This window comes from Mesorhizobium sp. B2-6-4, from assembly GCF_006441495.1.
Taxonomy (GTDB): Bacteria; Pseudomonadota; Alphaproteobacteria; order Rhizobiales; family Rhizobiaceae; genus Mesorhizobium.
This window is the reverse complement of sequence record NZ_VFUE01000010.1, coordinates 141298-163167: the sequence shown is the minus strand read 5'-3', so window position 1 is coordinate 163167 and position 21870 is coordinate 141298. Positions and strand designations below refer to the sequence as shown.

The 21870-nt window shown below is 60.7% G+C and carries 27 protein-coding genes; 24 read left to right on the top strand and 3 right to left on the bottom strand.

The window, feature by feature from the left end:
• Window positions 1-120: 120 nt before the first annotated feature.
• The 9 genes from FJ426_RS31365 to FJ426_RS15880 all read left to right on the top strand — a co-directional run bounded on the left by FJ426_RS31365 (window position 121) and on the right by FJ426_RS15880 (window position 3373).
• Window positions 121-303 (top strand): hypothetical protein, encoded by a 183-nt coding sequence (locus FJ426_RS31365; protein ID WP_181176948.1) that lies wholly within the window; start codon window positions 121-123, stop codon window positions 301-303.
• Window positions 304-525: 222 nt separating this feature from the next.
• Window positions 526-825 carry a hypothetical protein gene (locus tag FJ426_RS15910; protein WP_140825294.1) on the top strand — a complete coding sequence of 100 codons (300 nt, stop codon included), beginning with the start codon at window positions 526-528 and terminating at the stop codon, window positions 823-825.
• The gene (locus tag FJ426_RS15905) at window positions 822-1022 is read left to right on the top strand and encodes a hypothetical protein (RefSeq protein ID WP_140825293.1); all 201 of its coding nucleotides are present in this window, start codon (window positions 822-824) and stop codon (window positions 1020-1022) included. Before FJ426_RS15910 ends, FJ426_RS15905 begins: the two co-directional genes overlap by 4 nt.
• Complete coding sequence (locus FJ426_RS15900) at window positions 1019-1540, top strand: hypothetical protein (protein WP_140825292.1); 522 nt, start codon at window positions 1019-1021, stop codon at window positions 1538-1540. The genes FJ426_RS15905 and FJ426_RS15900 overlap by 4 nt, the downstream gene beginning before the upstream one ends.
• Entirely contained in the window at window positions 1537-1674 is a 138-nt protein-coding gene (locus FJ426_RS31360; protein WP_181176947.1) for a hypothetical protein, read from the top strand. The genes FJ426_RS15900 and FJ426_RS31360 overlap by 4 nt, the downstream gene beginning before the upstream one ends.
• Window positions 1655-1951: a DUF6074 family protein gene (locus FJ426_RS15895; RefSeq protein ID WP_140825291.1), complete on the top strand. Its 297-nt coding sequence runs from the start codon at window positions 1655-1657 to the stop codon at window positions 1949-1951. The genes FJ426_RS31360 and FJ426_RS15895 overlap by 20 nt, the downstream gene beginning before the upstream one ends.
• A complete protein-coding gene (locus tag FJ426_RS15890; RefSeq protein ID WP_140825290.1) occupies window positions 1948-2433 on the top strand; it encodes a hypothetical protein in 486 nt (161 codons plus the stop codon). Before FJ426_RS15895 ends, FJ426_RS15890 begins: the two co-directional genes overlap by 4 nt.
• 26 nt (window positions 2434-2459) lie before the next feature.
• Window positions 2460-2843 (top strand): hypothetical protein, encoded by a 384-nt coding sequence (locus FJ426_RS15885; protein ID WP_181176946.1) that lies wholly within the window; start codon window positions 2460-2462, stop codon window positions 2841-2843.
• Window positions 2840-3373 carry a transcription termination/antitermination NusG family protein gene (locus tag FJ426_RS15880; RefSeq protein ID WP_181176945.1) on the top strand — a complete coding sequence of 178 codons (534 nt, stop codon included), beginning with the start codon at window positions 2840-2842 and terminating at the stop codon, window positions 3371-3373. Before FJ426_RS15885 ends, FJ426_RS15880 begins: the two co-directional genes overlap by 4 nt.
• A gap of 339 nt (window positions 3374-3712) precedes the next feature.
• On the opposite strand, the gene FJ426_RS15875 is transcribed toward FJ426_RS15880, so the two are convergent.
• Window positions 3713-3979 carry a hypothetical protein gene (locus FJ426_RS15875; RefSeq protein WP_140825287.1) on the bottom strand — a complete coding sequence of 89 codons (267 nt, stop codon included), beginning with the start codon at window positions 3977-3979 and terminating at the stop codon, window positions 3713-3715.
• A gap of 310 nt (window positions 3980-4289) precedes the next feature.
• Entirely contained in the window at window positions 4290-4574 is a 285-nt protein-coding gene (locus FJ426_RS15870; protein WP_140825286.1) for a hypothetical protein, read from the bottom strand.
• A gap of 126 nt (window positions 4575-4700) precedes the next feature.
• On the opposite strand from FJ426_RS15870, the gene FJ426_RS15865 reads away from it, so the two are divergent.
• The 15 genes from FJ426_RS15865 to FJ426_RS15795 all read left to right on the top strand — a co-directional run bounded on the left by FJ426_RS15865 (window position 4701) and on the right by FJ426_RS15795 (window position 21652).
• Window positions 4701-5153: a terminase small subunit protein gene (locus FJ426_RS15865; RefSeq protein WP_140825304.1), complete on the top strand. Its 453-nt coding sequence runs from the start codon at window positions 4701-4703 to the stop codon at window positions 5151-5153.
• Window positions 5128-6531 (top strand): hypothetical protein, encoded by a 1404-nt coding sequence (locus FJ426_RS15860; RefSeq protein WP_140764240.1) that lies wholly within the window; start codon window positions 5128-5130, stop codon window positions 6529-6531. The genes FJ426_RS15865 and FJ426_RS15860 overlap by 26 nt, the downstream gene beginning before the upstream one ends.
• Window positions 6532-6549: 18 nt before the next feature.
• Window positions 6550-8727 (top strand): hypothetical protein, encoded by a 2178-nt coding sequence (locus FJ426_RS15855; protein WP_140825285.1) that lies wholly within the window; start codon window positions 6550-6552, stop codon window positions 8725-8727.
• Window positions 8727-9020, top strand: coding sequence for a hypothetical protein (locus FJ426_RS15850; RefSeq protein ID WP_140764246.1), 294 nt, complete (start codon window positions 8727-8729; stop codon window positions 9018-9020). The genes FJ426_RS15855 and FJ426_RS15850 overlap by 1 nt, the downstream gene beginning before the upstream one ends.
• The gene (locus tag FJ426_RS15845; RefSeq protein WP_140825284.1) at window positions 9017-10063 is read left to right on the top strand and encodes a hypothetical protein; all 1047 of its coding nucleotides are present in this window, start codon (window positions 9017-9019) and stop codon (window positions 10061-10063) included. The genes FJ426_RS15850 and FJ426_RS15845 overlap by 4 nt, the downstream gene beginning before the upstream one ends.
• A gap of 6 nt (window positions 10064-10069) precedes the next feature.
• Entirely contained in the window at window positions 10070-11029 is a 960-nt protein-coding gene (locus tag FJ426_RS15840; protein ID WP_140764254.1) for a phage major capsid protein, read from the top strand.
• Window positions 11030-11041: 12 nt separating this feature from the next.
• Complete coding sequence (locus FJ426_RS15835) at window positions 11042-11533, top strand: hypothetical protein (RefSeq protein WP_140825283.1); 492 nt, start codon at window positions 11042-11044, stop codon at window positions 11531-11533.
• An 85-nt stretch (window positions 11534-11618) separates the two neighbouring features.
• The gene (locus tag FJ426_RS15830; protein WP_140825282.1) at window positions 11619-12383 is read left to right on the top strand and encodes a hypothetical protein; all 765 of its coding nucleotides are present in this window, start codon (window positions 11619-11621) and stop codon (window positions 12381-12383) included.
• 35 nt (window positions 12384-12418) lie between these two features.
• Complete coding sequence (locus tag FJ426_RS15825; protein ID WP_181176944.1) at window positions 12419-13072, top strand: hypothetical protein; 654 nt, start codon at window positions 12419-12421, stop codon at window positions 13070-13072.
• Between the two features lie 3 nt (window positions 13073-13075).
• Window positions 13076-14683 (top strand): hypothetical protein, encoded by a 1608-nt coding sequence (locus tag FJ426_RS15820; RefSeq protein WP_140825280.1) that lies wholly within the window; start codon window positions 13076-13078, stop codon window positions 14681-14683.
• Window positions 14683-15177, top strand: a complete 495-nt coding sequence (locus FJ426_RS15815; RefSeq protein ID WP_140764269.1) for a GNAT family N-acetyltransferase — start codon at window positions 14683-14685, stop codon at window positions 15175-15177. Before FJ426_RS15820 ends, FJ426_RS15815 begins: the two co-directional genes overlap by 1 nt.
• The gene (locus FJ426_RS31355; protein WP_181176943.1) at window positions 15161-16957 is read left to right on the top strand and encodes a tail fiber domain-containing protein; all 1797 of its coding nucleotides are present in this window, start codon (window positions 15161-15163) and stop codon (window positions 16955-16957) included. Before FJ426_RS15815 ends, FJ426_RS31355 begins: the two co-directional genes overlap by 17 nt.
• On the top strand, window positions 16954-17196 hold the full coding sequence (locus FJ426_RS15805; protein ID WP_140825279.1) for a hypothetical protein: 243 nt from the start codon (window positions 16954-16956) through the stop codon (window positions 17194-17196). The genes FJ426_RS31355 and FJ426_RS15805 overlap by 4 nt, the downstream gene beginning before the upstream one ends.
• Window positions 17196-19487, top strand: a complete 2292-nt coding sequence (locus tag FJ426_RS15800; RefSeq protein WP_140825278.1) for a hypothetical protein — start codon at window positions 17196-17198, stop codon at window positions 19485-19487. The genes FJ426_RS15805 and FJ426_RS15800 overlap by 1 nt, the downstream gene beginning before the upstream one ends.
• Window positions 19487-21652: a hypothetical protein gene (locus tag FJ426_RS15795; RefSeq protein ID WP_181176942.1), complete on the top strand. Its 2166-nt coding sequence runs from the start codon at window positions 19487-19489 to the stop codon at window positions 21650-21652. The genes FJ426_RS15800 and FJ426_RS15795 overlap by 1 nt, the downstream gene beginning before the upstream one ends.
• Here FJ426_RS15795 and FJ426_RS15790 read toward each other — a convergent pair.
• Window positions 21590-21844 carry a hypothetical protein gene (locus FJ426_RS15790; RefSeq protein ID WP_140825277.1) on the bottom strand — a complete coding sequence of 85 codons (255 nt, stop codon included), beginning with the start codon at window positions 21842-21844 and terminating at the stop codon, window positions 21590-21592. The two genes, FJ426_RS15795 and FJ426_RS15790, sit on opposite strands and share 63 nt — an antisense overlap.
• Between the last annotated feature and the right edge of the window lie 26 nt (window positions 21845-21870).

The following is a 21870-nucleotide window of genomic DNA, read 5'->3' as shown; positions in this document are numbered from 1 at the left end:
TCGAACTTGGGGATAAGTACATTGCTGTCATCACCTGCGCAATATGCAGTAGACGCCTCATTTGCACAGTGGTAAAGATTGCACTAGAAAAACAGTGCATTTTGCAGAAAGGACCGTGCAATGCATCCAGACAAAGCCGGAACAGCCCCGGAACAGATGTCTGAGCGCGTGCCGTTTCAGGCGTCGAAAGAATTTCTGGAACGGGTGGACGATTGGAGTTTCGAAAATCGGGTGAGGTCGAGAGCCGAAGCGATTCGTCGGCTGGTCGCTAAGGGCCTCCAGATCGCCCAGGCGGAGGGCTGAGACATTGGAGCCACTCCTTCCGCCTGAAATGCCTCTCTTCCTCGACTGGAAAGATCTGAAGCCTATCGTGCGCTTCAGCCGGGCAACGCTTCATCGCGAAGTCAATGCGAGGCGGTTCCCCGCACCCATCACTACGGCTGCGCAAAAGACAGCGTGGCTGAAGCCAGACATTGAAAAATGGATCGCGGCCCGTATCGCCGCTCGTGACGCGGAGACAATGGCATGAAGAAATTCAGCATCCTTGTGCAGATCGAGCCGAATGGCGGCCGGCTCCGGCTTGATGGTCGTGTGGCTTGGGCCGTCAAGCAGCTCATCAATGCCGGCGCGGCCGGTTGTACACCGATAACACACCCCGGCCCTCGTTGGTCGGACTATGTCTTCAAGGCGAGGGCGCTCGGGCTGGTCATTGAGACAGTCCATGAAGGCCATGGCGGTCAGTTTCCCGGCCATCATGCTCGGTACGTATTGCACACCAAGCTGACGATGTTGATGACTGATACCGAAATGGCGGTCGCCGCTTGAGCGCCGCGGCTGCGTCCCGGCGCGATGAGAGTACCGGAACGAATGCCATTGGCGACGCTGCTCAATGGCTGGCCACAGGCGGCGCCGACAAGGCGCACGCCATCCTTCCTCAAATTCGCAAGCGTTTCAACCTGTCGATCGCCGACGCCATCGCGGCCGAGCGCGAGGCAAACCTGATCCGGGCAGGCGCCGAATGAAACAGCGAAATCCGCCCGGTGAGCACTTCACGAAGCTTATACGGCACACGATGGAAGAGCCGGCATGGCGCGCGCTCTCTTCTACAGCCCAGGCGCTTTATCCGTGGGTTAAACTCGAATGGCGCGGGCCTGATGCCAACAACAACGGCAAGATCAGGTTGAGCGTGCGGCAGGCCGCTGCATGCATGGGCTGCGCCGTCGATACGGCGGCTGAAGGGTTTCGGGATCTTCAACGCAAGGGTTTTCTGTTCCAAACGGAAGCGGCCTGCCTCGGCGTCGAAGGCGCGGCCAAGTCCCCGTCCTATGAAATCACCGAAATCAAGATGCCTGGGACCGACAAGCAACAGGACGGCAGGAAGCTATACCGCCAGTGGCACCCAGGCCGGGAGTTTCCCGTGCAAGGGCCGAGGGCCAACAACCCGACCGGCACCAACGGCCCAAGGAAAGCAAAACCCCGTCATGAAAACAATGACGGCCCTGTCCTGAATTTCATGTCGAAACGGAGGAAGCTGTCATGAAAACGATGACGCGCCGTCATGAAAACAATGACGAAAACGGGTACTCACCAGAGCAAACCGTCATGGTTTCTGTGACATCCTTATCCTACCAGACCGACACGACAGGGGGCGGACATGCAGCCGACCTTGTTTGACTGGTCGCCGCCCTGCCAAGTGATCCTGTTCCCGATGGGAAAGAGGGTAGGCCGCATCCGGTCGACTGCCGAGAAGATGATTGCCAAGCCCACCGATCGGGCTGCGGAATCGTATCGGGATCAGGTCACGGACGGCCTGCTGAGGCAAATGGCAAAGGCCGGAATTGCCGACATCGAGCAAGACGAGCACTTGGGCGCGTTCTGGTCGGCCGTGCAGGCCGAAATTGTGCGCCTCATCTATCGCAGCAACCAGCCTGGCGGAGGGCATGTCGCATGATTGGCGATGACGACGAGTTTTCGGAACAGCAGTTGCAGCGGATGGCTGAGAAGCTGTTAGCAGGCTACAAGCAGCCAACAGCGCTTTCCGCCCTCGGCCAGAAAGAGCAGCGCATGGCGGCAAAGCTGCTCGGCGTCACTAACGCGGAACGGCTTGCCCGTACCGGTGCCAATCGGCCGTTCAAATACCGCCGGCCGAACCACTCGATCGAATATTATGCCGGCACCTGGGGTTGGACCGTCGATCTGATCGAAAATGGCAAGCGTCTGCCATTCAAGTCGAACCTGGACGATCAGAAGCTAGCAATCGTGCTGGCGGCGATCAAGCAAAAGGGCGTGCCTGTCCGCCGCTTTGAAACGGAAGGCGAGAAGCAGGACCGACTTGAGCGGGAGCAGCGATTGGAAACCAGCCCGACCGTCAAGGAAAGGCCGAGAAGCGCTCGCTTCGGCATGCTCTACGAAGTGATGGATATCCGCCCATGACGGTGATTGAGGGTGACGGCGGGTTCGTGGTGATCGACCGCGGCGAAACGCTGGCCGGCCCGTTTCCCACCAATGCGGAAGCATGGCGCGCCGCCGATCGGCTGGAAGGCGCGCCAATATCCCCATCGGAGAAGCGGGCTGACCGGATTTCAAACAAGATCCTGTCGGCCGGTCCATCTCTGCGGAAATCTGCGGAAAGGCCGAAGAAAGTCAGCCGGAAGGAAAAGCGCCAGGCCAAGAAAATGAAGCGGGCCGCTGCCAAGGCGCCAACTTGGATTAGGAAGGCGGCGGCGGCGAAGTTCGATCCGCAGGGCAGCCGCGTGTATCGGGAATGGCAACTCGGCACCTTCGGGGCGGCATCGCCTGTAAGGCACATCGACCCCGCCGAATATCTGAAAGGGAAAGCATGAATAAGCACGTGCAACCGCCCCGCTGGTTCATCGTCAAGACGCGGCCATCGTCAGACCTGAAGGCTGGTGAAGAGATCCTCGAGCTGGGGCTTACGGTCTATCTGCCGCAGTATCGGAAGGAGTACCGGCACCATAGGCAAAACCGCTGGGTCACGCGCTTTTACCCGCTGCTCAATGGCTACCTGTTCGCGCTCTACTCGGTGCATTGGCATCGGGTGTTGAATTGCGCGGCGGTCGACAAGGTGCTGCGCTCTCAAAATGACGGCGGGCCGGGTGATCCGATCTGGATCGACGACGCGACCGTCCAGGCCATCCGCCTCGCTCAAGAGGCCGGCGACTTCGACGAGTTGCGAGTGCACGGCCACAATGTTGCTGTCGGTGAAACGGTCAAGGTGACAGAGGGCGCGTTGATCGGTCTCAAAGGTGCCGTCCATGGCGTCGGCGAGAAAGACATCACCATGATGCTGAATATCTTGGGGCGCGAGGTGAAGACGAAGGCACCCATTGAAATGTTGGGACGGATAGGCTAGATTCGGCGTGTGATTTGGGACGTTTGTCCCGTGTTCGTTAGTTTGGGCGAATGCGTTCGTCTGTGCGAGGCCTCCGAGCTATCGCCGGAACGGTGTGAGGATCGCCCCTCGCGCAGCGGGGAAGCTGTACCTGCATCAAACGTTAGCTGCCGTTTGCAAACGTTGGTCGCGTGACTGTCACGCACTGGTCACGTGACGGTCTACGTGTCACGTGGTGTAACGTTGCATGGCGTTACGAGATGTTTCAGCCGGAGAGTCGCGGGGAATCGCCTCCCGCATGCCGGAGTAGGCCGCCAAAATCCAGGATTTCGGAGCCCAGCCGGCGCAACCACACGTAAATCAGTCGTCAAGAAACTTCCTGCCCTGACCACTGATAGGGCTCCAACCAGTCAGCATCTCACGCACCCAATTGATCAGCTCAAGGCGATCAAGTGCCGGCGTGTCTCTCTCTTTGACCTCACGGTAGGCTCGCTCAAAGCGCTCCATCACGCGGTCGGCAAATGTCGAATCCGTCTTGCTAATCTCCTGCACGAGGCAGGTCACCAGAATTGCAACGCCGCTCTTCGTGTCGTGCAACTGCTGATCAATGGTTCCTCTTTCGGACATTTTGTTGCCTCCCTCAGTTAAAGGAGGCAACAAATCACCAACCAAGTCGCGTGTCGAGCAGCCAGATTGCGGGTGTCATGACGGCAAGCCGCCTGCTGGCAATCCATCCCCAAGGTTTCCGCAATGCCAAATTTGGCGCTTTTGTAAAAGCTCAGCAATTTTTCGCAACAGTCGATTGCCCGACGGTCGTGCGGTAACTTTGGAAGAGGCTAAGGCTGCGGAGAAGGAACTCGGGCGCGCCGTCACGCTTCGCCTGATCCGCCCGCTACCCGCCAAATCAGGCGGGTTTTTCATTGGTGTCAGCGCGCGGTCACATCTTATCTGGTGCCGGACCAATCGAATCCAGCAGCCTTGCGATATATCCGGTGGCACCATCTTTGATGGCTTGTTCGGTAGCTTCGTTGGCTTCAGGAAAAAGCTGGCGGCTGTTGATCCCACCAATGGACTTATCTCTTATAGAGTTGACCTTGTTCCGGAAATCTGCGGCGTCGCTGGAAAAAACATCGCACGTTTCCGCAATCAGAATTCTCAGCATTTCGCCTAGGGCGACTTGCATCGCGATGTCACCTATTCTGATCTCGTCCGTTGTTTGCATTGTTGATTCTCCTCCTTTGTGAGGCGGCCACAAGAGCACAATCTCCCCGCTCAATATAGCCTTTGCAGGCATTACCAACACGGACAGCCGGCCCTCGTGCCCGCTGATGCCGCAGAGGGTCAAAGCATGTCACGACCAACACTGTTCACCGAAAAGCTCGCGGACTTGATCTGCGAGAGGATTGCAGACGGCGAAAGCCTTCGTGCGATATGCGATGGCGACGACATGCCGAACAAGTCGTCGGTATTTCGCTGGCTGGCTGTCAACGAGGCTTTCGCGACCAGGTACGCGCACGCGCGCGACGCCCAGGCCGACACATTCGTCGATGACATGGTGGATATTGCCGACGACGGCCGAAACGACTGGATTGAGCGCAAGAACGCCGACGGCGCGGTTATTGGCTGGCAGGAGAATGGCGAGGCGCTTCGCCGGTCCAGTCTGAGGGTGAGCACGCGGCAGTGGATCGCCGAGAAAATGAAGCCGAAGAAGTACGGGAGCAAGCTTGCCCTGACCGATCCTGACGGCGGCGCATTGACTGTCAACGTGGTGAGCCGTGCCGAGCGTCGACCTTCCGAGTAATTGGGAGCCGCGCGACTATCAGAAACCGGCATGGGATTCGTGGCTTGAGGGCTGCAACCGCCAGCTTCTGATCTGGCATCGCCGCGCCGGCAAGGACGACATCAATCTTCGAATGCATTCGGTCGCCGCGTTCAATCGTGTCGGCACCTATTGGCACATGTTGCCGGAATATGCCCAGGCAAGGAAGGCGATCTGGGAAGCGGTCAATCCGAACAGTGGCCAGAGGCGGATAGACGAAGCGTTCCCGCATGCGATCCGGGCGAACACCCGTGAGAACGACATGTTCATCCGTTTCAAGAACGGGTCGACATGGCAGCTCGTCGGGTCTGACAACTACAACGCCCTTGTCGGGTCTCCGCCAGTCGGTCTGACGGCTTCGGAATGGGCGCTGGCCAACCCCTCGGCATGGGCTTACCTCTCACCGATCCTGGCCGAGAATGGCGGCTGGGCCTCGTTTATCTCGACGCCGCGCGGCAACAATCATCTGAAGGGGATGTTGAAGCGGTTCGCAGGTGATGACCGCTGGTTTACCCAAGTCCTGACGGCGAAAGACACCGGGGCGATATCGCTGCAAGCGATCGAGGATCAGCGCGGCGAATACGAAGCACTCTTCGGCAAGGCCATGGCCGATCTGCTCATTGAGCAGGAATTCTACTGCTCTTTTGCCGGCGCGATGGTCGGTTCCTATTGGGGAGCGGAATTAGCCGCGGCTGAAGTGGAAGGCCGCATCGGCGTCGTGCCGATCAACTGGAAACACCCGGTCCATACCGTCTGGGATCTTGGCAAGGCGGCAAACAACCCGATCTGGTGTTTCCAGGTCATCAACGGCAAGCCCCTGATCGTCGATTTCTACAGGCCGGAAAGCGACGATCTGGAAGACTGGTGCAAGTGGCTGGACAACAAGGGCTACCACGGCACTGACTATGTCCCGCACGACGCCATGCAACCGAATTGGGGAGCCAAGCGCACCCGGTTCGACACGCTGAAGCTGCATGGCCGCAAGCCGAAAATGGTGCAGATGGTCAGCGTGGCCGACGGCATCAACGCTGCGCGCGAGACGATCAAGGTTGCAGAATTCGACGAGGGTCGCTGCGGAGAAGTAGGCATCGAAGGCCTGAAGGCTTTCCGGCGCCTGTGGGACGATGAACGAAAGTGCTTTCTCGATATCCCGGTCAAGGACTGGGCCGAGCATATCGCATCAGCCTTTCGCTATCTCGGTCTGGCCTGGAAAGACGCGGCGCCAGTCTATGAGCCGCCGCAGAAGCCGAAAGAACTCGCCTACGAAGTCACCAAGGACGGCGTGATCCGGTCGAACATGACCGTTCGCGAAGCCGTCGACGCCCGGATCAAGCGCCGGAAACGGCGCGGCGGGGTTTGACAGGAGCCGGCATCCTTCATGGTAAAAAACAACAAAAAGAGCTCATACGCCAAGAGCAGCACCGGGACCGCCGTCGGTCAGGCTCTGCGCAAGACCGGCAAGAAGTGGCTGGACAAGATCCAGGCCGCCGGCAAGGCGGAAAAGCACTGGCTCGACTGCGCGGCCATTGCGGTCAAGGCCTATACCAGCGAGGGGAATCTCGTCGACACCGACGAGGCCACCGGCGCGGCTTACGATTTCAACGTCCTGTATGCCAATGTCGAGACCATCGTCCCGGCCGTCATCAACTCGGCGCCAATGCCAGACATCCGCCGCCGGTTCGGCGCCGACGATCCGGTAGCGCGCGATTTCGCGCAGGTAATCGAGCGGTCTATCCGCATTCAGGTCGATGACAGCAAGCTTCAGGTCGAGATGGAAGCCATGGCACAGGACGCGTTCCTTGCTGGCCGTGGGGTCATCCGCCTTCGCTTCATGAGCGATATTGTCGGCGGGGAAACCACAGACGATGAGCTGCGCGACCTGGCCGAAGCTGATGGCGTTGTCGAGGGCACGGAAGACGACGAACAGGACGAGGCGTCGGCCGACCCAGCAGCCACGCCAGCCACCCCTGAGCGGTCAGAGAACGAGCGGCTGCGCTTCGAGGCTGTGAGCTGGAAAGATTACCGTCACGGCCCTTCGAAGCGCTGGGATGACCGCCCATGGGATGCATTTCGCCATTCGATCGCCTGTGACGACTACGAAGACTTCATCGACGGCGATCTGGTAGCCAGTCAGCAGGCCGACGGCGATACCGACCAGGAAGCCGACACCGACTATGATGTCTGGGAAGTGTGGGACAAGAAATCCCGAACCGTCCTGTTCGTCAGTGTTCGTGATGGCAAGGTGCTGAAGAAGGTTCCTGACCCGCTCGGGCTTTCCAATTTCTTCCCGATCGCCACGCCCGTGCAGCCGATTGAGATCAACGGCCGGTTGATGCCGGTCAATCCGTTCTCGATCTATCGCCGGCTTGCTGACGAGCTCGACACGACGACCAAGCGCATCCAGATCATCACCAAGCAATTGAAGGTGAAAGGCTGGTACGCGATCAGCTCGACCGACATCCAGAACGTCCTTGACGCCGACGACAACGAATTCGTGCCGATCGCGGATGCCGAGATATGGGCGGCCAAGGGCGGGCTTCAGAATGCCGTGCTGTTCTGGCCGGTCGAGAAGCTGATTGTCGTCCTGGCCCAGCTCTACGGCGTCCGCGACCAGTCCAAGCAGGCCATCTACGAAATCACCGGCATTTCGGACATTGTCCGCGGCGCCAGCAAGCCGACAGAGACACTTGGCGCTCAGCAGTTGAAAAGCCAATGGGGCTCACTGCGCATCCAGAAGATGCAGCGCAACATCGAGCGCGCTGCCCGCGACCTGTTCGTGATGATGTCGGAAATCATCCCGGCGAAATTCTCGCCCGAGACGCTTCAAAAGATGACCGATATCCAGATCCTGCCGACACAGCAGGATCTGACAACGATTCCGGTTCCACCACCGCCGCCGCCACCTGCGCCCGGCCAGCCACCGATGCCGCCCGAACAGATGCAGCAGTTGCAGCAGCAGGCCATGCAGGCGCAGGAGGCGGAGAAGGCGCGGCAGGCAAAGCTTCAGCACCTGAACCAGTTGCGAGCGCTCATGCAGGACCACGCCAGCGCTTATTTCCGGATCGATGTCGAGAGCGACAGCACGATCCAGGCCGACCTTACGCGGCAAAAGGCAGAGGCCACCGGCTTCATGGAGGCGTCCAGCCAATACTTCCAGGCGGTTGGTCCGCTGGTGCAGCAGGGCGCGCTTCCGATGGAACTGGCGATGGAAATCTTCGGTTCGTTCTCCCGGTTGTTCAATCTGGGCAAGAGCGTCGAAGACGTGGTTGACGAGCTGGTGCAGATGGCAAAGGCGAAGGGCAAGCAGCCGGCCGGACCGAAGCCCGATCCCAAGGCTGAAGCCGCCGCTGCCGACCAGAAACGCAAGGTCGAGGATGCCCAGGTCGATCGCGACATCAAAACTCAGGATGCCGAAACGGACCGGAACATCAAACAGCAAAACGCCGCGCTCGATCAGCAGATCAAAGGAACCGAATTGCAGATCAAGCAGGCCCAGCTTGCCATGGTGCAGCGGCAAATGGCGGCTCAGCAGTTCGGCATGACAGGAGCGATTTGATGGGTGAACGATTTGTCTGGCGCGATGGCCGGATCGTCAATCGCGAGACCGGCGCGCCGATGAGCGTTCCGGACGGACCGCTTTCCGCGCCGATGATCATGCCGAACATGCCGGAATACGCCAGCCCGATCAACGGCAAGGTCATCACGTCGAGGCGCGAGCGGCGCGAAGACATGAAGCGGAACAACTGTGTCGAGGCCGGCGATCCCGGCTGCTCCCCGACGGGCGGCAAGCTGAAGAACAAGGCCTTTTGCGCGAAGCGAGGCCTGAAAGTGAGCGAGGAATTTTTATGAGCGTCGAAGACCTGAATAATGCCGCGGCTGCGGACCTGAACAACGGTGCGGTGGCGATCAGCGAGGATGAGGCGCTTGGCGCTCTCTACGACCAGGCCGAACAGGAAGACGACGCCGGCCCCGCCCGAGACCAGGGCGGCAAGTTCACGGCCGCAGACGGCAAGACCGCTGCGGACAATGCCTCACTGGAAGGTGAGGGCAAGGGAGAGGCCGGCGACGATGCCGCTGGTTCGACGCTCGCGGCGTCCGTCGTGCCTCTCCCGGCTAACTGGAACGGCATGGATGCCGATTGGGCAAAGATCCCGCCGGACGTGCAGGCCAAGATTGCGGCGCGCGACACGGACATCCACAAGCGCATGTCGGACCAGGGTCGGCAACTGACGGCATTTCAGCCGATCGCCGAGAGCATCGAGCGCAACAAGGATCTGTTGGCCGGCAAAACCACGCCGGACGGTCGACCTTTCACGGCGCCCGCCGCCATTGACGCCTTGCTGAATGCGCAGCGCCGGCTGGAAGCCAATCCAGTCGCCGGCCTGCTTGAAATTGCCCAACGGTTCGGAGTGATCGAGCAAATTGCTCAGGTCCTCGCCGGGCAGGCCAAGGTTCCCGCCGATCGACAAACAGCCGCCCTCGGAGCCGCTGATGTTGAGCGCATCGTGCGAGAGAAAATGAACGAGAGTGCAACCGCATCTGCGATGGAGGCGGAAGTTAGCCGCTTGTCGAAGGACAAGCCGCTCTATTCCGAAATTCCTGAAGAAGACATGGTGCATTCGATTTCCAAGGCACGCGCAAAGCTCGGCGATGGCGCTTCCCCGGAAGCCCTGTTCGACCTGGCCTATGACATCGCCGTGAACGCCGACCCTGATCTGAGGACGAAGGCAGCCAGCTTGAAAACAGCCGCTGCGCACGATCCGAAACGAACGGCAGACGCGAAGCGGGCGAACTCGGTCAACGTGACCTCCAAATCCACGGGCAAATCGAGAGAACTCACCGAAGACGAGAAGCTCTCTGCGCTCTACGACGAAATCCAATCCAAAGGATAATCAACCATGGCAACGCCATCGACTATCTTTACGCAGATGGTCTCTTCGACCATGCGTAACGTCGCGACCGAAGTCGCCGACAACGTGAGCAAGCACACTCCTGTGCTGAAGCGCATGAAGCAGAAGGGCAAGATCCTTTCTGGCGGCTATGAAATCCAGATCCCTCTGGAGTATGCCGAAAACGAGACCTACCAGCGCTACAGCGGTTTCGACACGCTGAACACCAACGCGTCGGATATCCTGACCTCGGCGAAGTACGACTGGGCGCAGATCGCCCTGCATATCGTCTCGTCCGGCAAGGAACTGCGCCAGAACTCCAGCAAGGAGAAGATGGTCCCCTTGGTGAAGACCAAGAAGGGCAACGCTCTTCGCACGGCCACGAACAACTTTTCCGTCGACATGTTTTCCGACGGTTCGCTGGCAAATCAGGTCGGCGGATTTGCCCACCTGATCCAGACCAACGGCCAGGGTACGGTCGCAGGGCTGGATTCGTCTCAGTGGACGTTCTGGCAGAACAAGTTCCGCGAGATGACCGGGACCAACGCCTACACCAAGGACACCATCCTTGGCGAAATGAACCTGCTCTGGATGGACACGACCAACGGCGCCGACCACACCGACCTGATCGTCTTCAGCCACGATCTGTTCTCGGTGTACGAGGCATCGCAGCAGCAGTTCCAACGCTACATGGATGCCGACCTCGCCGAGACCGGCTTCAAGTCCTACAAGTACAAGACCGCCGACGTGGTGTTCGACGAGAACGCCAATTTCACGACGACGGCCGAGAAGGGCTACTTCCTCAACACCGACTATCTGTACCTGTTCCAGCACAAGGACGCGCAGTGGTCGATGGATGACGAAAAGAAGCCGGTCAACCAGGACGCGGTTGTTATCCCGCTGCTCTGGATGGGCAATTTCGCCTGCTCGAACCGTTCGCGGCAGGGTGTCCTGCTGGACGCGGCATAAGGAGATCAGACCATGACTGCTTTTGTTGGCGCCAAGCTTGGCGCGACCTACACCGCTGCGCAGTTGAAGGGCTCGGAAGCGTATGCCGTGCCCGGCATCGGCGATATCTATGTGAGCCACGACAACAAGGCCTATCGTTTCGTCCAGTACAACGGCGGAGCGGGTGCGATTGCTGCCGTGGCTGGCAACGTCACTTATCTCTACGCGCCGGCCGGTGTCTCGACCGGCGTGTCGACTGTCGTCACGTCCGATCTGTCGGATTCGGCGGAACTCGGCGCGGGCGTGCTTCAGGCGGCCCCGGCCAGCGGTGATTACTGCTGGATCCAGGTCAAGGGCGTTGCCACGCTCAACACCGCACTGACCGCTGGCGCCGACGGAGATCCGCTGACGCCTTCGGGCTCGACGGACGGCACGCTCGACACCGTTGCCGCCGCGACCGACGCGGTTTGCGCCTATGCGATCGACGCTTCGGCGAAAATCGTCATGTGCGCCTTCCCGCACTAACCACGCGACAATCTGACGAACGAAGCGCGGCGGTCCTTGATGGGGTCGCCGCGTCCCTTTCGCTCACCTTCCAAAGGACGGAACCATGACCACCGAAGGCACTCCAACTTTCATCATTCACGGCTTCAAGCAGACATTCGAATTGCTGCCGAAACGCGCGGCTGATCCAATGTCCGAAAAGACCGACGCACAGGGCTTCCTGCTCAATGCGGGCGGCTTCCGCGTCATGGAACGCGTGCCGGAGGATTGGGTGATCTACACCACCTCGCTGGCGCCGCAGAACACGAAGCAGACGGAACGTGTTCGCCACATGATCCCGGACCTCGAGAAGCTGGGGAAGAACCCGACCTCGCCGAAACTCCGCTTCATGACCGAACGCTGGTCTGTGATCGAGCCGGCATACGCGGCATGGAAAGAGGGCAGGGAAGTCCCGACCAATGGTACGCCGCTTGGCGTCTGGCCCGGCGTCGAACAGGGCCAGGTGGATGTTTTCCGCCGCTTCGGCATCAACTCAGTCGAAGGTGTTCGCGATCTGCCGGAAGCCTACATTGAAAAACTTCAGATGCCGAACGTTCGCGCTCTGAAGAAGCAAGCTGGCCTGTTCCTCGACAACCTGGGCGCGGCCAACGCAACGCAGCGAGAAACCGAAAAGGACAACCAGCTTACGGCACTGCGCGAGCGGCTGGCTGAAATGGAAAAGCTGCTTGATCAGCGCACGGCGCCGACCGATCAGCCGGCCGACGGCGAGGTGACGGAACTTCGCGCCCAACTCGACGCCAGGGGCACGCCCTATGACAAGCGCTGGGCTGCTCCGAAGCTCCGGGCAGCACTTCAGGCGGAAGCCGCCTGACCATGACTATCCTGACCGTCATCCAGCAGGCGGCAATGCCGGTCGGGCTCGACAAGCCGCTTGCCGTGTTTACGAACACAGATCGCGAGTGGCAGGAAATGCAGGTCGTCGCCAACGAGGCGGCGACCGTCATTGCGGAGGCTTTCGACTGGCAAAAGCTCCGCAAGATTGCGACCGTCACAGGTGACGCTGTGGCGGAGGGCTTCGACCTCCCGACTGACTATGGTCGCATGCTGGCCACGTCGTCTCTCTGGTCAAGCCGCTTCACTTGGGACATGCAGCATGTCGTCAGGAGTGACGACTGGCTGGGCATGGAAGTCTGGCCCGCAACGCCGATTTATGGCCGCTGGACCATCTTCAGCAACCAGATACATATCCTGCCTGTGATGGCGGTGAGCGAAACCGCGAAATTCTTCTACATCCAAAATCAGATTGTTTCCGGCGGTCAGACTGAATTCCTGACCGACACCGACACGTTCGTGTTGAGCGAGCGGCTGTTGAAGCTGGCAATCATCTATTTGTGGAAGCAGTCCAAAGGGCAGGACTTCGCCGCGGAACTTTCCGACTATGAAATCGCGCTTGCCCAGGAGATGGACAAGGACGGCGGCTCCAAGCCGGTCGTTTCCGGCAATCGCTGCGGTCGCTCGTTCCGCCGCACGAACGTCTGGCCCGGAACTGTAACGGGCTGATCGGTGAAAAGCGCATATCTCGCCAAATTTGCGCAGCCCGGCCGGGCGCGCAATGCGCAGATGCAGCCTTTGCCGGTGCCGCGCGGCGGCTGGTATACGTCAGGCAATCTCGCCCAAATGCCGCCTGCAACGGCGCAGAGGCTTGAGAACTGGCGGCCAACCACGACAGGCATCCAGCAGCGCGGCGGTTCGCTCACCCACGCCAGCATCACGGATGGCAGCGAGGCCACCATTTCGCTGATCACCTACAATGCCGCGAGCAACAAGCGCCTGTTCGCCGCGAGCGAGACTAAAATCTTCGACGTCACAACAGTGGTCGACCCGCTGGTTCCGCCGACGCCGGACGTTACTGGTCAGACCAACGGGTATTATTCCTTCCTGAATTTCACGACAGGCGGGGACGAATACCTCACCGTCGTCAACGGCTCCGACCCGCTGTTGCTATACAATGCCATCGACGGCTGGATCCCGATCACCGGCATTTCGAGCCCCGCCATTACCGGCGCTGACACATCAACGCTCTCCTTCGTGTGGGCCTATCGCAATCGTGAGTTCTTTATCGGTCCAGGCCTGATCGCATACTGCCTGCCGGTTTCCTCTATTGCCGGTCCGCTGACCACGATCGATCTGAACGGCGTGTTCATGAACGGCGGTGCGCTGGTCTTCGGCGCCACCTGGTCGACCGATACTGGAGACGGGCTCGACGACAAATGCGTGTTCGTGACCAACCAGGGCGAAGTCGCAGTATTTGAAGGGGCAGACCCGTCAACAGCAACAGACTGGAACCTTGTCGGTCGCTATGACCTGGCAAAGACCATGGGGCCGCGCTGCACCATGCGATCTGGCGGCGACCTGCTGATTGGCGTCGAAAACGGCATCGTTCCCCTGTCGGCGGTCGTTACAAAGGATATTGCGTCGCTGGAATCGGCGCTGGTTACGGCGGCGATTTCCCCGGACTGGCGGCGCGAGGCAGCGGCTCGCGACAGCTTGCCCTGGGAAATCGTCAAGTGGCCGCGGAAGTCCTACGCGATTGTTTCCTTGCCTGCCGCGGGCGACGAACAAGCGCTCTGCTATGTGGTGAACACCGATACCGGGGCATGGTGTTCCTACACGGGTTGGGACACCCGCTGTATGGTGCTCCACAACAACGAGCTCTATTTCGGAACCAATGATGGCCGTGTGAAGCGGGCGGAAGTGACCGGCTCCGACGACGGCGCTCCGATCTATTACACCTGCATCGCCAATCCCGACGCAGTTGGCTTGCCAAGCGTTCTGAAAACGGTCCTTCAGGCGCGCGTCATCTTCAAGGGCACGACACCCTATAACGTCAGGCTCTCGGTCTCGATGGACTATGCTGTCGACTTGCCGGCACCGCCCGATGCTGCACCGGACACGGGCGGGGGGAGCCTTTGGGGCATCGGTCGTTGGGGCATCGCGCGATGGGGCGCAACCGTGGCTTCGCCAATGATCGGTTCGCAGATCAAGTCGCTCGGGCGAACTGGCTACACGATGCAATGGCAACTGCAGATCACGGGTGCGCAGTCGATCACGCCCAATCTGGAAATGATCAGCATCGACGTAGCGTATGAAACTGGCAAACCGGTGATCTGATGACGGATTATACGATCAGCAAGGAAAGCTTCGTGGCCGCGTGGCCGGAGATTGAACCTTTAGCGCGGATGCATTTCGAGGAAACGCGAGCACGCTTCGCCACCGAAGGCATGCCGATGGGGGCGTTCAATCCCCGGCTCGATGTCTACAAGAAAGCCGACGAAGGCGAGTACCTGCACACGTTCGTTGTCCGCACTGAAACGGGCCAGGCCGTCGGACATTCGACGGTCTATATCCAGACCGATATGCACAATCGCGAGCTGATCGGGAAAGAAGACACGATCTACATTCACCCCGATCACCGAAACGGTGTTGGCAGGCGCCTGACCAAACACATTCTCCAATTCCTGAAATCGCAAGGCGTTGTTCGCGCCACCATTGATGCCCGCACAGATCCCCGCGCCGTCGCGCTTTGGCGCCGCCTTGGTTTCAAGCCGGTTGCCGAAGTCATGATGATTACTTTCGAGGAGCGCTCCGATGAACATGCATCTTAAATTCGGTCTCTATGATCGAGTGCTGCGTTGTGCGCCGGACATGCCGGAGCCGCCCGATCCGAAGGAAACAGCAGCGGCCCAGACCGGGACGAACATCTCGACGGCCCAGGCCAATGCTGCGCTCGGCAACGTCAATCAGGTCACGCCCTATGGGAACCTGACGTACACCCAGTCAGGCCAGAAATTCATCAGCGATGCAACCGGCGGCCAGACCTATTGGCAAGGCCCAAACGGCCAAATCCAGTCGGCGGCGCCCCAATCGATACAGGGTGCTTCCACAACGACCAAGCAGCCAATCTACCAGACCGTGAACGGCCGGAATGGCGACCGCCAAATTCAGGTCGGCACGAAGGATGTCACGACGCCCGGCGCATCCTCCATGCCTGCTGGTTGGTCTCAGGTGCAGGGCTACTATGTCCCGCAATATACCGCGACACAGACGCTCTCACCGTCGCAGCAGGCGATTTTTGACCAATCGCAGGCGGCCCAGGGCAATCTCGCCAAGCTGGCAAACAGCCAGTCTTCGTTTTTGAACGACTATCTCGGCAAGCCGCTGGATTTGTCGAAGATCCCGGCCGCAGGTAATGCTGCCAACCTTCAGACGCCAAATTATCAGCAGTTCGCCAATGGGCCGCAGCTCGCGACCAGCTTCAACAATGGCGGCAAGATTCAGAACCAGATCGCGGGCGCCGGCGATATCCAGAACCAGATCGGCGACGCAGGGCAGATCACCAGGGATTACGGCCCCGCTGATGGCTACGCCGGCAATGTTCAGCAGGTGCAGGACGCTCTTATGTCCCGCCTCAACCCGCAGATGGACCAGCAGCGCGCAGCCCTCGAAACGCGCCTTGCCAACCAGGGCATCCGCCTTGGCTCGTCCGCTTACGAACAGGCGATGAACCAGTTCAATCAGGGCTTGAACGATCAGCGGACGTCGGTGCTGTTGCAGTCTGGTCAGGAACAGTCGCGTCTTGCCAACCTGGATGCCCAGCGCGCCGGGTTTCAGAACTCGGCCCAGCAGCAGGCCTATAACCAGCAGCTCGGCAATGGTCAGTTCGCCAACGCTGCGCAGGCCCAGCAGTACAGCCAAAACGCCAACAATGCGCAGTTCGGCAATGCGGCGCAGCAGCAGGGCTTCAATCAAAACCAGGCTTTGGCCGGCTTCAGCAACTCCGCGCTTCAGCAGATGTTTGGCAATTCGAACCAGGTCACCGGGCAGAACAATCAGCTTCAGGATCAGCGCCTGAATGCGCAGCTTGCGCAGTTCAACGCTCAGAACCAGCAGCGTAGCCAAGCGCTGAGCGAAGCCTACGCGCAGCGCTCGCAGCCTATCAACGAAATCGGTTCCCTGCTTTCAGGCGCCCAGATCCAGCAGCCTACTTTCGTCAACGCCAATATGCCCAACATTCCGACTGTCGACTATGCCGGGCTCGTCAATGACAACTACAACCAGCGGCTGGCTATCGCCCAACAGCAGGCCCAGGCATCACAAGGCATCCTCGGCGGGCTGTTCGGGCTCGGCTCTGCCGGCATCATGGCATCCGACCCCGACCTGAAGAAAAACAAGCGCAAGGTGATCGACCTCGACGACGACGGAACGGGCTTGTGGACCTACAACTACAAGGACGATCCGAAGGGCGCACCGAAGCGTCTCGGACTTATGGCCGACGAGATCGAGCGAAAAGTACCGGATGCCGTTTCGTTGCATCCTGACGGTTATCGTCAGGTCGACTATCCCAAGGCGCTTACCGGCCTCTTTGCCATGGGTGCAGCGGCATGAGCTCCTACATTTTCGACGGCAACAAGCCGCGCGCACCGATGACGCGTGATGAGCAGATGCGCGCTCAAATGGCGATAGCCGGACAGATGCCGACCGAAATCGGATCGGGCATTTCGACAGTCGGTCAGGCGCTCATGTACCGAATGAACAAGAACGGCAGCTTTCCAAAGGCGCCGGGCGGCGGCAACCCACTTTTGGGCTTGTTCGGCCTTGGCGCAGGCAGCGGAGGTCTTTCCTGATGGTCTCCTACATCTTCGGCCCGGATCAGCAATACAAGACGCCCGGCGAACTGGCGAAGGCGCGCGCGGTCGCGAATGCAATCTTGATGAACCAGGGCGCACCGAAGAACGTCGGCGAAGGCTTGTCGGCAATAGGGCAGGCGCTGCTGTTCCGCTCGATGATGGGCAAGGCGGACGCCTCGGAAGCCGCCGGCAAGACTGCCGCCGATGCCGCGTTCAATCCCGTGCTGGCCGCGCTTGGCGGCTCGACCGCTTTCCCGGCCGCTCCCGGCGCGTCGAGCAAGGTTGCCGACGCAATGGCCGGACAGCCCAAAGCCGACAACCCGAACCTGCCGTCGAGCATGGATTTCGCGAATGCCCAAGCGGACGCCCCCCAAACGGCCGATGCAGCCGGTTTGCCGCCGACCGCCTTCGCTGGCGTGACCCAGGCAGGGAAGGGCTGGACTGAAGTCCAAACCGCAGACGGTCAGACAATCCGGCGCGAAGGTGCTCGCAACTGGCGAAACAACAATCCCGGCAATATCGAATACGGGCCGCTTGCGCGAAGCATGGGCGCGGTTGGCACGGACGGCCGGTTCGCGGTATTCCCCACCTTGGAGGCCGGACGCGCAGCCAAGGAAAAGCTGTTGTTCGATGGTCCTGGCTATCGTGGCAAGACATTGGCGGGTGCTATCTCGCGCTGGGCTCCCCCGAGCGAAAACGATACGCCCGCCTATATAGGCGCAATGGCTTCGGCGGCAGGTGTTTCGCCTGATACGCCGCTCTCGGCTTTCTCGCCGGAGCAGCGTTCGCGCGCGCTTGTGGCCATGGAGCATATCGAAGGGTTCCGGCCCGGTCGGGAAATCCCGTCCAGTGGCGGAGCTCTTGCGGCTGTCAATGCCGAAGCGGCCGGCCAGCCGGTAGAAGTCGCAAGCCTCGATCCAAGCGTCGGTATCGGTGGCGGTGCGCGCCCGCTGCCTGCCGAATATGCCAGCAATGGCACGACCCAGGCGCAATGGGCTGCGATGAACCGGCCCGGCGAGGATCTGACGCCAGTTGCCAACGGTGCACCGGCTCCCATTCCCATGCAGGGGCCGCAGGGTCAGGCAGCGCCAGCATCGGCGAGCCCGATCGCTCAGGCGTTGTTCGGCAAGCCAGCGGCACCGCAGCCACAGATGACCGCGCAAACCGATCCGTCGATGGTTCCTGCCGCCGCTGGTGGCGCTGCGGACACGTTTAACGCTGCCCAAGGCCCAAACATGCAGCAGCTTTACAACGCGCTCCAGCAGCCGTTCCTGAGCGATGCTCAGAAAGGCATCATCGAGAGCGAAATTCAGCGCCAGCAACAGGCGGCCGACCCGCTGCGCCAGCTGCAGTTGCAGAAGGCACGCCGCGACCTGACCAACCCGCAAAAGAACTGGCAGCGGCTGGACGATACGCATTTGTTCGACCCGGAAAGCGGCGAGATCAAAGCGGCCGACGGCGGCGCGAGCGATGGCAAGTTCCGCTTCAAGGGCAGTTCGGTCGAGGCTCAGGGTCTCAATGGTTTGATGGATGCTGGCCAGATCACCGAAGACCAGGCCCAGCAGCTTGCGGCCGGCAAGACCATCACCGATCCGACAACCGGCGCCATCATCTTCATGACGCCGCAGGGTGTTTTCGGTCAATCGCCACAGGGCGGCCAGCCTCAACCGGTGATGCCGTCGCCGCAGGCGATGCCCCAGCCCCAGGGGCAGCCCCAGAGCGCGCCGATCGCACCGCCGGCCCCGAATGCCGGCCAGCAGCAAGCGCCTGCTGTGGCCCCTCCCGCTGCCGATCCTGCCAACCCGCAACAGCAGGGAATGATCCCGTTGACCGGGCCGAAACCGGTCAAGCCTCCGACCGAACAGCAGGTGCGCAATCAGCAGCTCTATCAGGTGGCCGCACCCGAACTGAAAATCGTTGAAGACAATTTCGGCGCGCTCTCCAACCTGAGCGATCAGGCTTGGTCGGCGATCCCTGGCGCCGGAAACTACGGTGCAAACTACTTGCAGACGCCGCAATATCAGCGCGCCAACAATTCGCTGAAAACGATCATCGCGACGTATCTCTACAGCACGTCAGGCGCCACCGCGAATCCCGGCGAAGTTGAAAATCAAGCCTCCATTCTCATGCCGAAACCGGGCGAAGATCCTACCTCTGTCGCGGATAAACTTGCGCGGGTCCGCGTCATGGTCGACTCGATCAAGACCGCTGGAGGTGGCGGGGGACAGGCGGGCGATCCTGCTGCCGATCCAAAGGCGGCACTTAAGCAGAAGTATGGGCTCGACTGATGGCTGATCTCGCGCGCATCAAGAACAACATCGGCAAGATGGTCGCTCAGGACGCACCTGAAACGGACATCGACGCCTACATCGCGTCCGAGGGCGTCACTCTCGACGACGTGCGCGCATTCCGACCGGGAGGCACGGCGGATGTCGCTCGGGCCGACGCCAGCGCCAGGGCGGGCATCGAACAGGCCACGGCCATTGCATCGTTGTCACCGGAGGAACGTCGCGCGCGGGTCAAGATCGATCCTGAAACCGGCGAACCTCCCGGCGTTCCGACCTACCAGCCGAAAACTTCGTTGGAGGACAAGGCAGGCGCATTCTCAACGGGCGGCCTTCAGGGTGTCCCGATTGTCGGGCCTTATCTCGACAAGGCCTCCAGCGCCGCCGCTGCGGCCATGGCTATGCCTTTCACGGGACGGTCGTTCAATGAGCTCTACGATGAGGGAGACCGCTACAGCCAGGACGTGAGGCGAGACAATCCGCACACGGCCACGGCTGGCGGCGTGACCGGCGCCGTTGCTGCCACTGTCCCGGCCATGGTGGCGGCGCCGGCAGCGTTTGGCATCGGAGTGGAATCCCTGCCACTACGGCTAATGGCATCGACGGGAAGCGGGGCAGTCATCAATGGCTCTGACGTCGCTGTTCGATCGGGTGGCGATCCAATGCAGACGGCAATTGGTACGGGGCTCGGGGCGGGTCTTGGCATGGCCGCGCCCGTCGTCGCGCCGCTGGTCGGCAGGGGCGTGAAGGCCATCGCCGACAATGTGCAAATCAGCGCAATCGCTCGGGCGCTCGGGCTCGACAAGCGCGCCGTTTCCGTTCTGGCAAAAGCTGCAAAGGACGACGCCATTGACCCGGCCGCGCTGCCCGATCTCGGTGCCAATGGCATGATGATGGATCTTGGGCCGAATATGCGGCACACGGCCGGCGCAATTGCCGCCACGCCTAGCGAAGGAAAGCAGATCGTTCGCGGCGCTATCGGATCGCGTGATGCAGAAGCTAATTGGCGCATCCGGTCAACTCTTGACGATACCCTTGGCTCGGCTCCCACGCCGTCGCGCGTCGTTGAGCGGATCGATCGCAATCAGCAGCATTTGCAGCCTGAGTACCGGGAGGCCTTGCGGGACGCTGCGCCGGTCGACACGCTGCCGATCGCCCGCTACCTCGAACAGGAAGCCCAGAGTTTGCGAGGCGAACCGCAGCGCGTCGTCCAGCGTGTCCGCTCGATGCTCGACCATCAGCCTACGCCGGCAGATATCGCCCGTGCGCGCGCTCTGGGTGAGCCGCCTCCCGGTACTTCTCTGGTGAGCGACGCCGCAGAACTGCTGAACACCCGTCACGCCATTGACGATATGCTGGAGACGACGCAGGGATCGAATGCGGTCAATGCGCTTACCACAGCCAGGCAGGCGGTCGACGATGAGCTTCGCGCATCCGTGCCCGGCATCAAGGAAGTCGACGCAAAATATGCGGAGCTGGCCCGCCAGCGCACGGCACTTCAACGCGGCCAGACGGTGCTTTCCGATGGCAGGGAAGCGCCCCGGCCTGATGAGCTCGCGGCGGAAGTGAGGCAGGGCGCCTTGCCGCAGGGTATGCAAATCGGGCCGTCAGCCGTTCCGCTACGCCTGCGCGAAGGTGCCCGCGCAGAGATTGAGCGCATTGTCGGGACCAGGGCGAACGACCGCGTTGCGCTTCAGCAGATCATCAAGGGCGAAGGCGATTGGAACCGGGCGCGCTTGTCGAGCCTGTTCGGCGCCGACAAGGCGAGCGCGATCATCGATCTGCTCGACCGGGAGCGGCTGTTTGCCGATACGTCGAACATCGTGACGCGGAATTCGGAGAGCGCCGCGCGACTGGCTGCTCAGCGAGCCGTTACAGGCGACGAGGGGTACAGCTTTGGCGTGCCCGAAGCCTTCATGGCTGGTGGCGTTCGTGGCGTGGCGCGAGCGTCAGGCTACAAGGCGGCGGAGAACATAATCAATGCGCTGCGCAGCGGTGGAAACGAGAAAGCGATATCGGATATGGCACGCTCGCTGACGGCCGGACAACAGAGCCCAGTGTTAGCAGCACTCATGAAAGCCAGCCGGGGATCTCCGCTGCAACAGTCACAGGTCGATCGTGTTGCGCGCGCGTTGCTGCTCTCGGGTCCGTCCGCCGGGCGCCAGTGACTTATCTTTGCGGTCTTCAAAATACCAGATCAGCAGCACTGAAAAGGTGCCAATCAAAAAGCCCGCGACTAAGCCCATCATAAACCTGGGTTCCAAGCTGCTGAGAAACCAGTCCAGTCCCCGATGCAACACCGCAAGCACCGCGACGGTGATCACGGCGGCAATGATTTGCAGGACGGTCGTTCGCGACATTCGCCCTTCTAACTGATTTTCGGCCG

What these genes read in the sequence shown, in the direction of transcription:
- FJ426_RS31365 (WP_181176948.1), top strand. Translation starts at nt 121, where the DNA reads ATGCATCCAGACAAAGCCGGAACAGCCCCGGAACAGATGTCTGAGCGC.
- FJ426_RS15910 (WP_140825294.1), top strand. Translation starts at nt 526, where the DNA reads ATGAAGAAATTCAGCATCCTTGTGCAGATCGAGCCGAATGGCGGCCGG.
- FJ426_RS15900 (WP_140825292.1), top strand. Translation starts at nt 1,019, where the DNA reads ATGAAACAGCGAAATCCGCCCGGTGAGCACTTCACGAAGCTTATACGG.
- FJ426_RS31360 (WP_181176947.1), top strand. Translation starts at nt 1,537, where the DNA reads ATGAAAACGATGACGCGCCGTCATGAAAACAATGACGAAAACGGGTAC.
- FJ426_RS15895 (WP_140825291.1), top strand. Translation starts at nt 1,655, where the DNA reads ATGCAGCCGACCTTGTTTGACTGGTCGCCGCCCTGCCAAGTGATCCTG.
- FJ426_RS15890 (WP_140825290.1), top strand. Translation starts at nt 1,948, where the DNA reads ATGATTGGCGATGACGACGAGTTTTCGGAACAGCAGTTGCAGCGGATG.
- FJ426_RS15880 (WP_181176945.1), top strand. Translation starts at nt 2,840, where the DNA reads ATGAATAAGCACGTGCAACCGCCCCGCTGGTTCATCGTCAAGACGCGG.
- FJ426_RS15875 (WP_140825287.1), bottom strand. Translation starts at nt 3,979, where the DNA reads ATGTCCGAAAGAGGAACCATTGATCAGCAGTTGCACGACACGAAGAGC.
- FJ426_RS15870 (WP_140825286.1), bottom strand. Translation starts at nt 4,574, where the DNA reads ATGCAAACAACGGACGAGATCAGAATAGGTGACATCGCGATGCAAGTC.
- FJ426_RS15865 (WP_140825304.1), top strand. Translation starts at nt 4,701, where the DNA reads ATGTCACGACCAACACTGTTCACCGAAAAGCTCGCGGACTTGATCTGC.
- FJ426_RS15855 (WP_140825285.1), top strand. Translation starts at nt 6,550, where the DNA reads ATGGTAAAAAACAACAAAAAGAGCTCATACGCCAAGAGCAGCACCGGG.
- FJ426_RS15850 (WP_140764246.1), top strand. Translation starts at nt 8,727, where the DNA reads ATGGGTGAACGATTTGTCTGGCGCGATGGCCGGATCGTCAATCGCGAG.
- FJ426_RS15845 (WP_140825284.1), top strand. Translation starts at nt 9,017, where the DNA reads ATGAGCGTCGAAGACCTGAATAATGCCGCGGCTGCGGACCTGAACAAC.
- FJ426_RS15840 (WP_140764254.1), top strand. Translation starts at nt 10,070, where the DNA reads ATGGCAACGCCATCGACTATCTTTACGCAGATGGTCTCTTCGACCATG.
- FJ426_RS15835 (WP_140825283.1), top strand. Translation starts at nt 11,042, where the DNA reads ATGACTGCTTTTGTTGGCGCCAAGCTTGGCGCGACCTACACCGCTGCG.
- FJ426_RS15830 (WP_140825282.1), top strand. Translation starts at nt 11,619, where the DNA reads ATGACCACCGAAGGCACTCCAACTTTCATCATTCACGGCTTCAAGCAG.
- FJ426_RS15825 (WP_181176944.1), top strand. Translation starts at nt 12,419, where the DNA reads ATGCCGGTCGGGCTCGACAAGCCGCTTGCCGTGTTTACGAACACAGAT.
- FJ426_RS15815 (WP_140764269.1), top strand. Translation starts at nt 14,683, where the DNA reads ATGACGGATTATACGATCAGCAAGGAAAGCTTCGTGGCCGCGTGGCCG.
- FJ426_RS31355 (WP_181176943.1), top strand. Translation starts at nt 15,161, where the DNA reads ATGAACATGCATCTTAAATTCGGTCTCTATGATCGAGTGCTGCGTTGT.
- FJ426_RS15805 (WP_140825279.1), top strand. Translation starts at nt 16,954, where the DNA reads ATGAGCTCCTACATTTTCGACGGCAACAAGCCGCGCGCACCGATGACG.
- FJ426_RS15800 (WP_140825278.1), top strand. Translation starts at nt 17,196, where the DNA reads ATGGTCTCCTACATCTTCGGCCCGGATCAGCAATACAAGACGCCCGGC.
- FJ426_RS15795 (WP_181176942.1), top strand. Translation starts at nt 19,487, where the DNA reads ATGGCTGATCTCGCGCGCATCAAGAACAACATCGGCAAGATGGTCGCT.
- FJ426_RS15790 (WP_140825277.1), bottom strand. Translation starts at nt 21,844, where the DNA reads ATGTCGCGAACGACCGTCCTGCAAATCATTGCCGCCGTGATCACCGTC.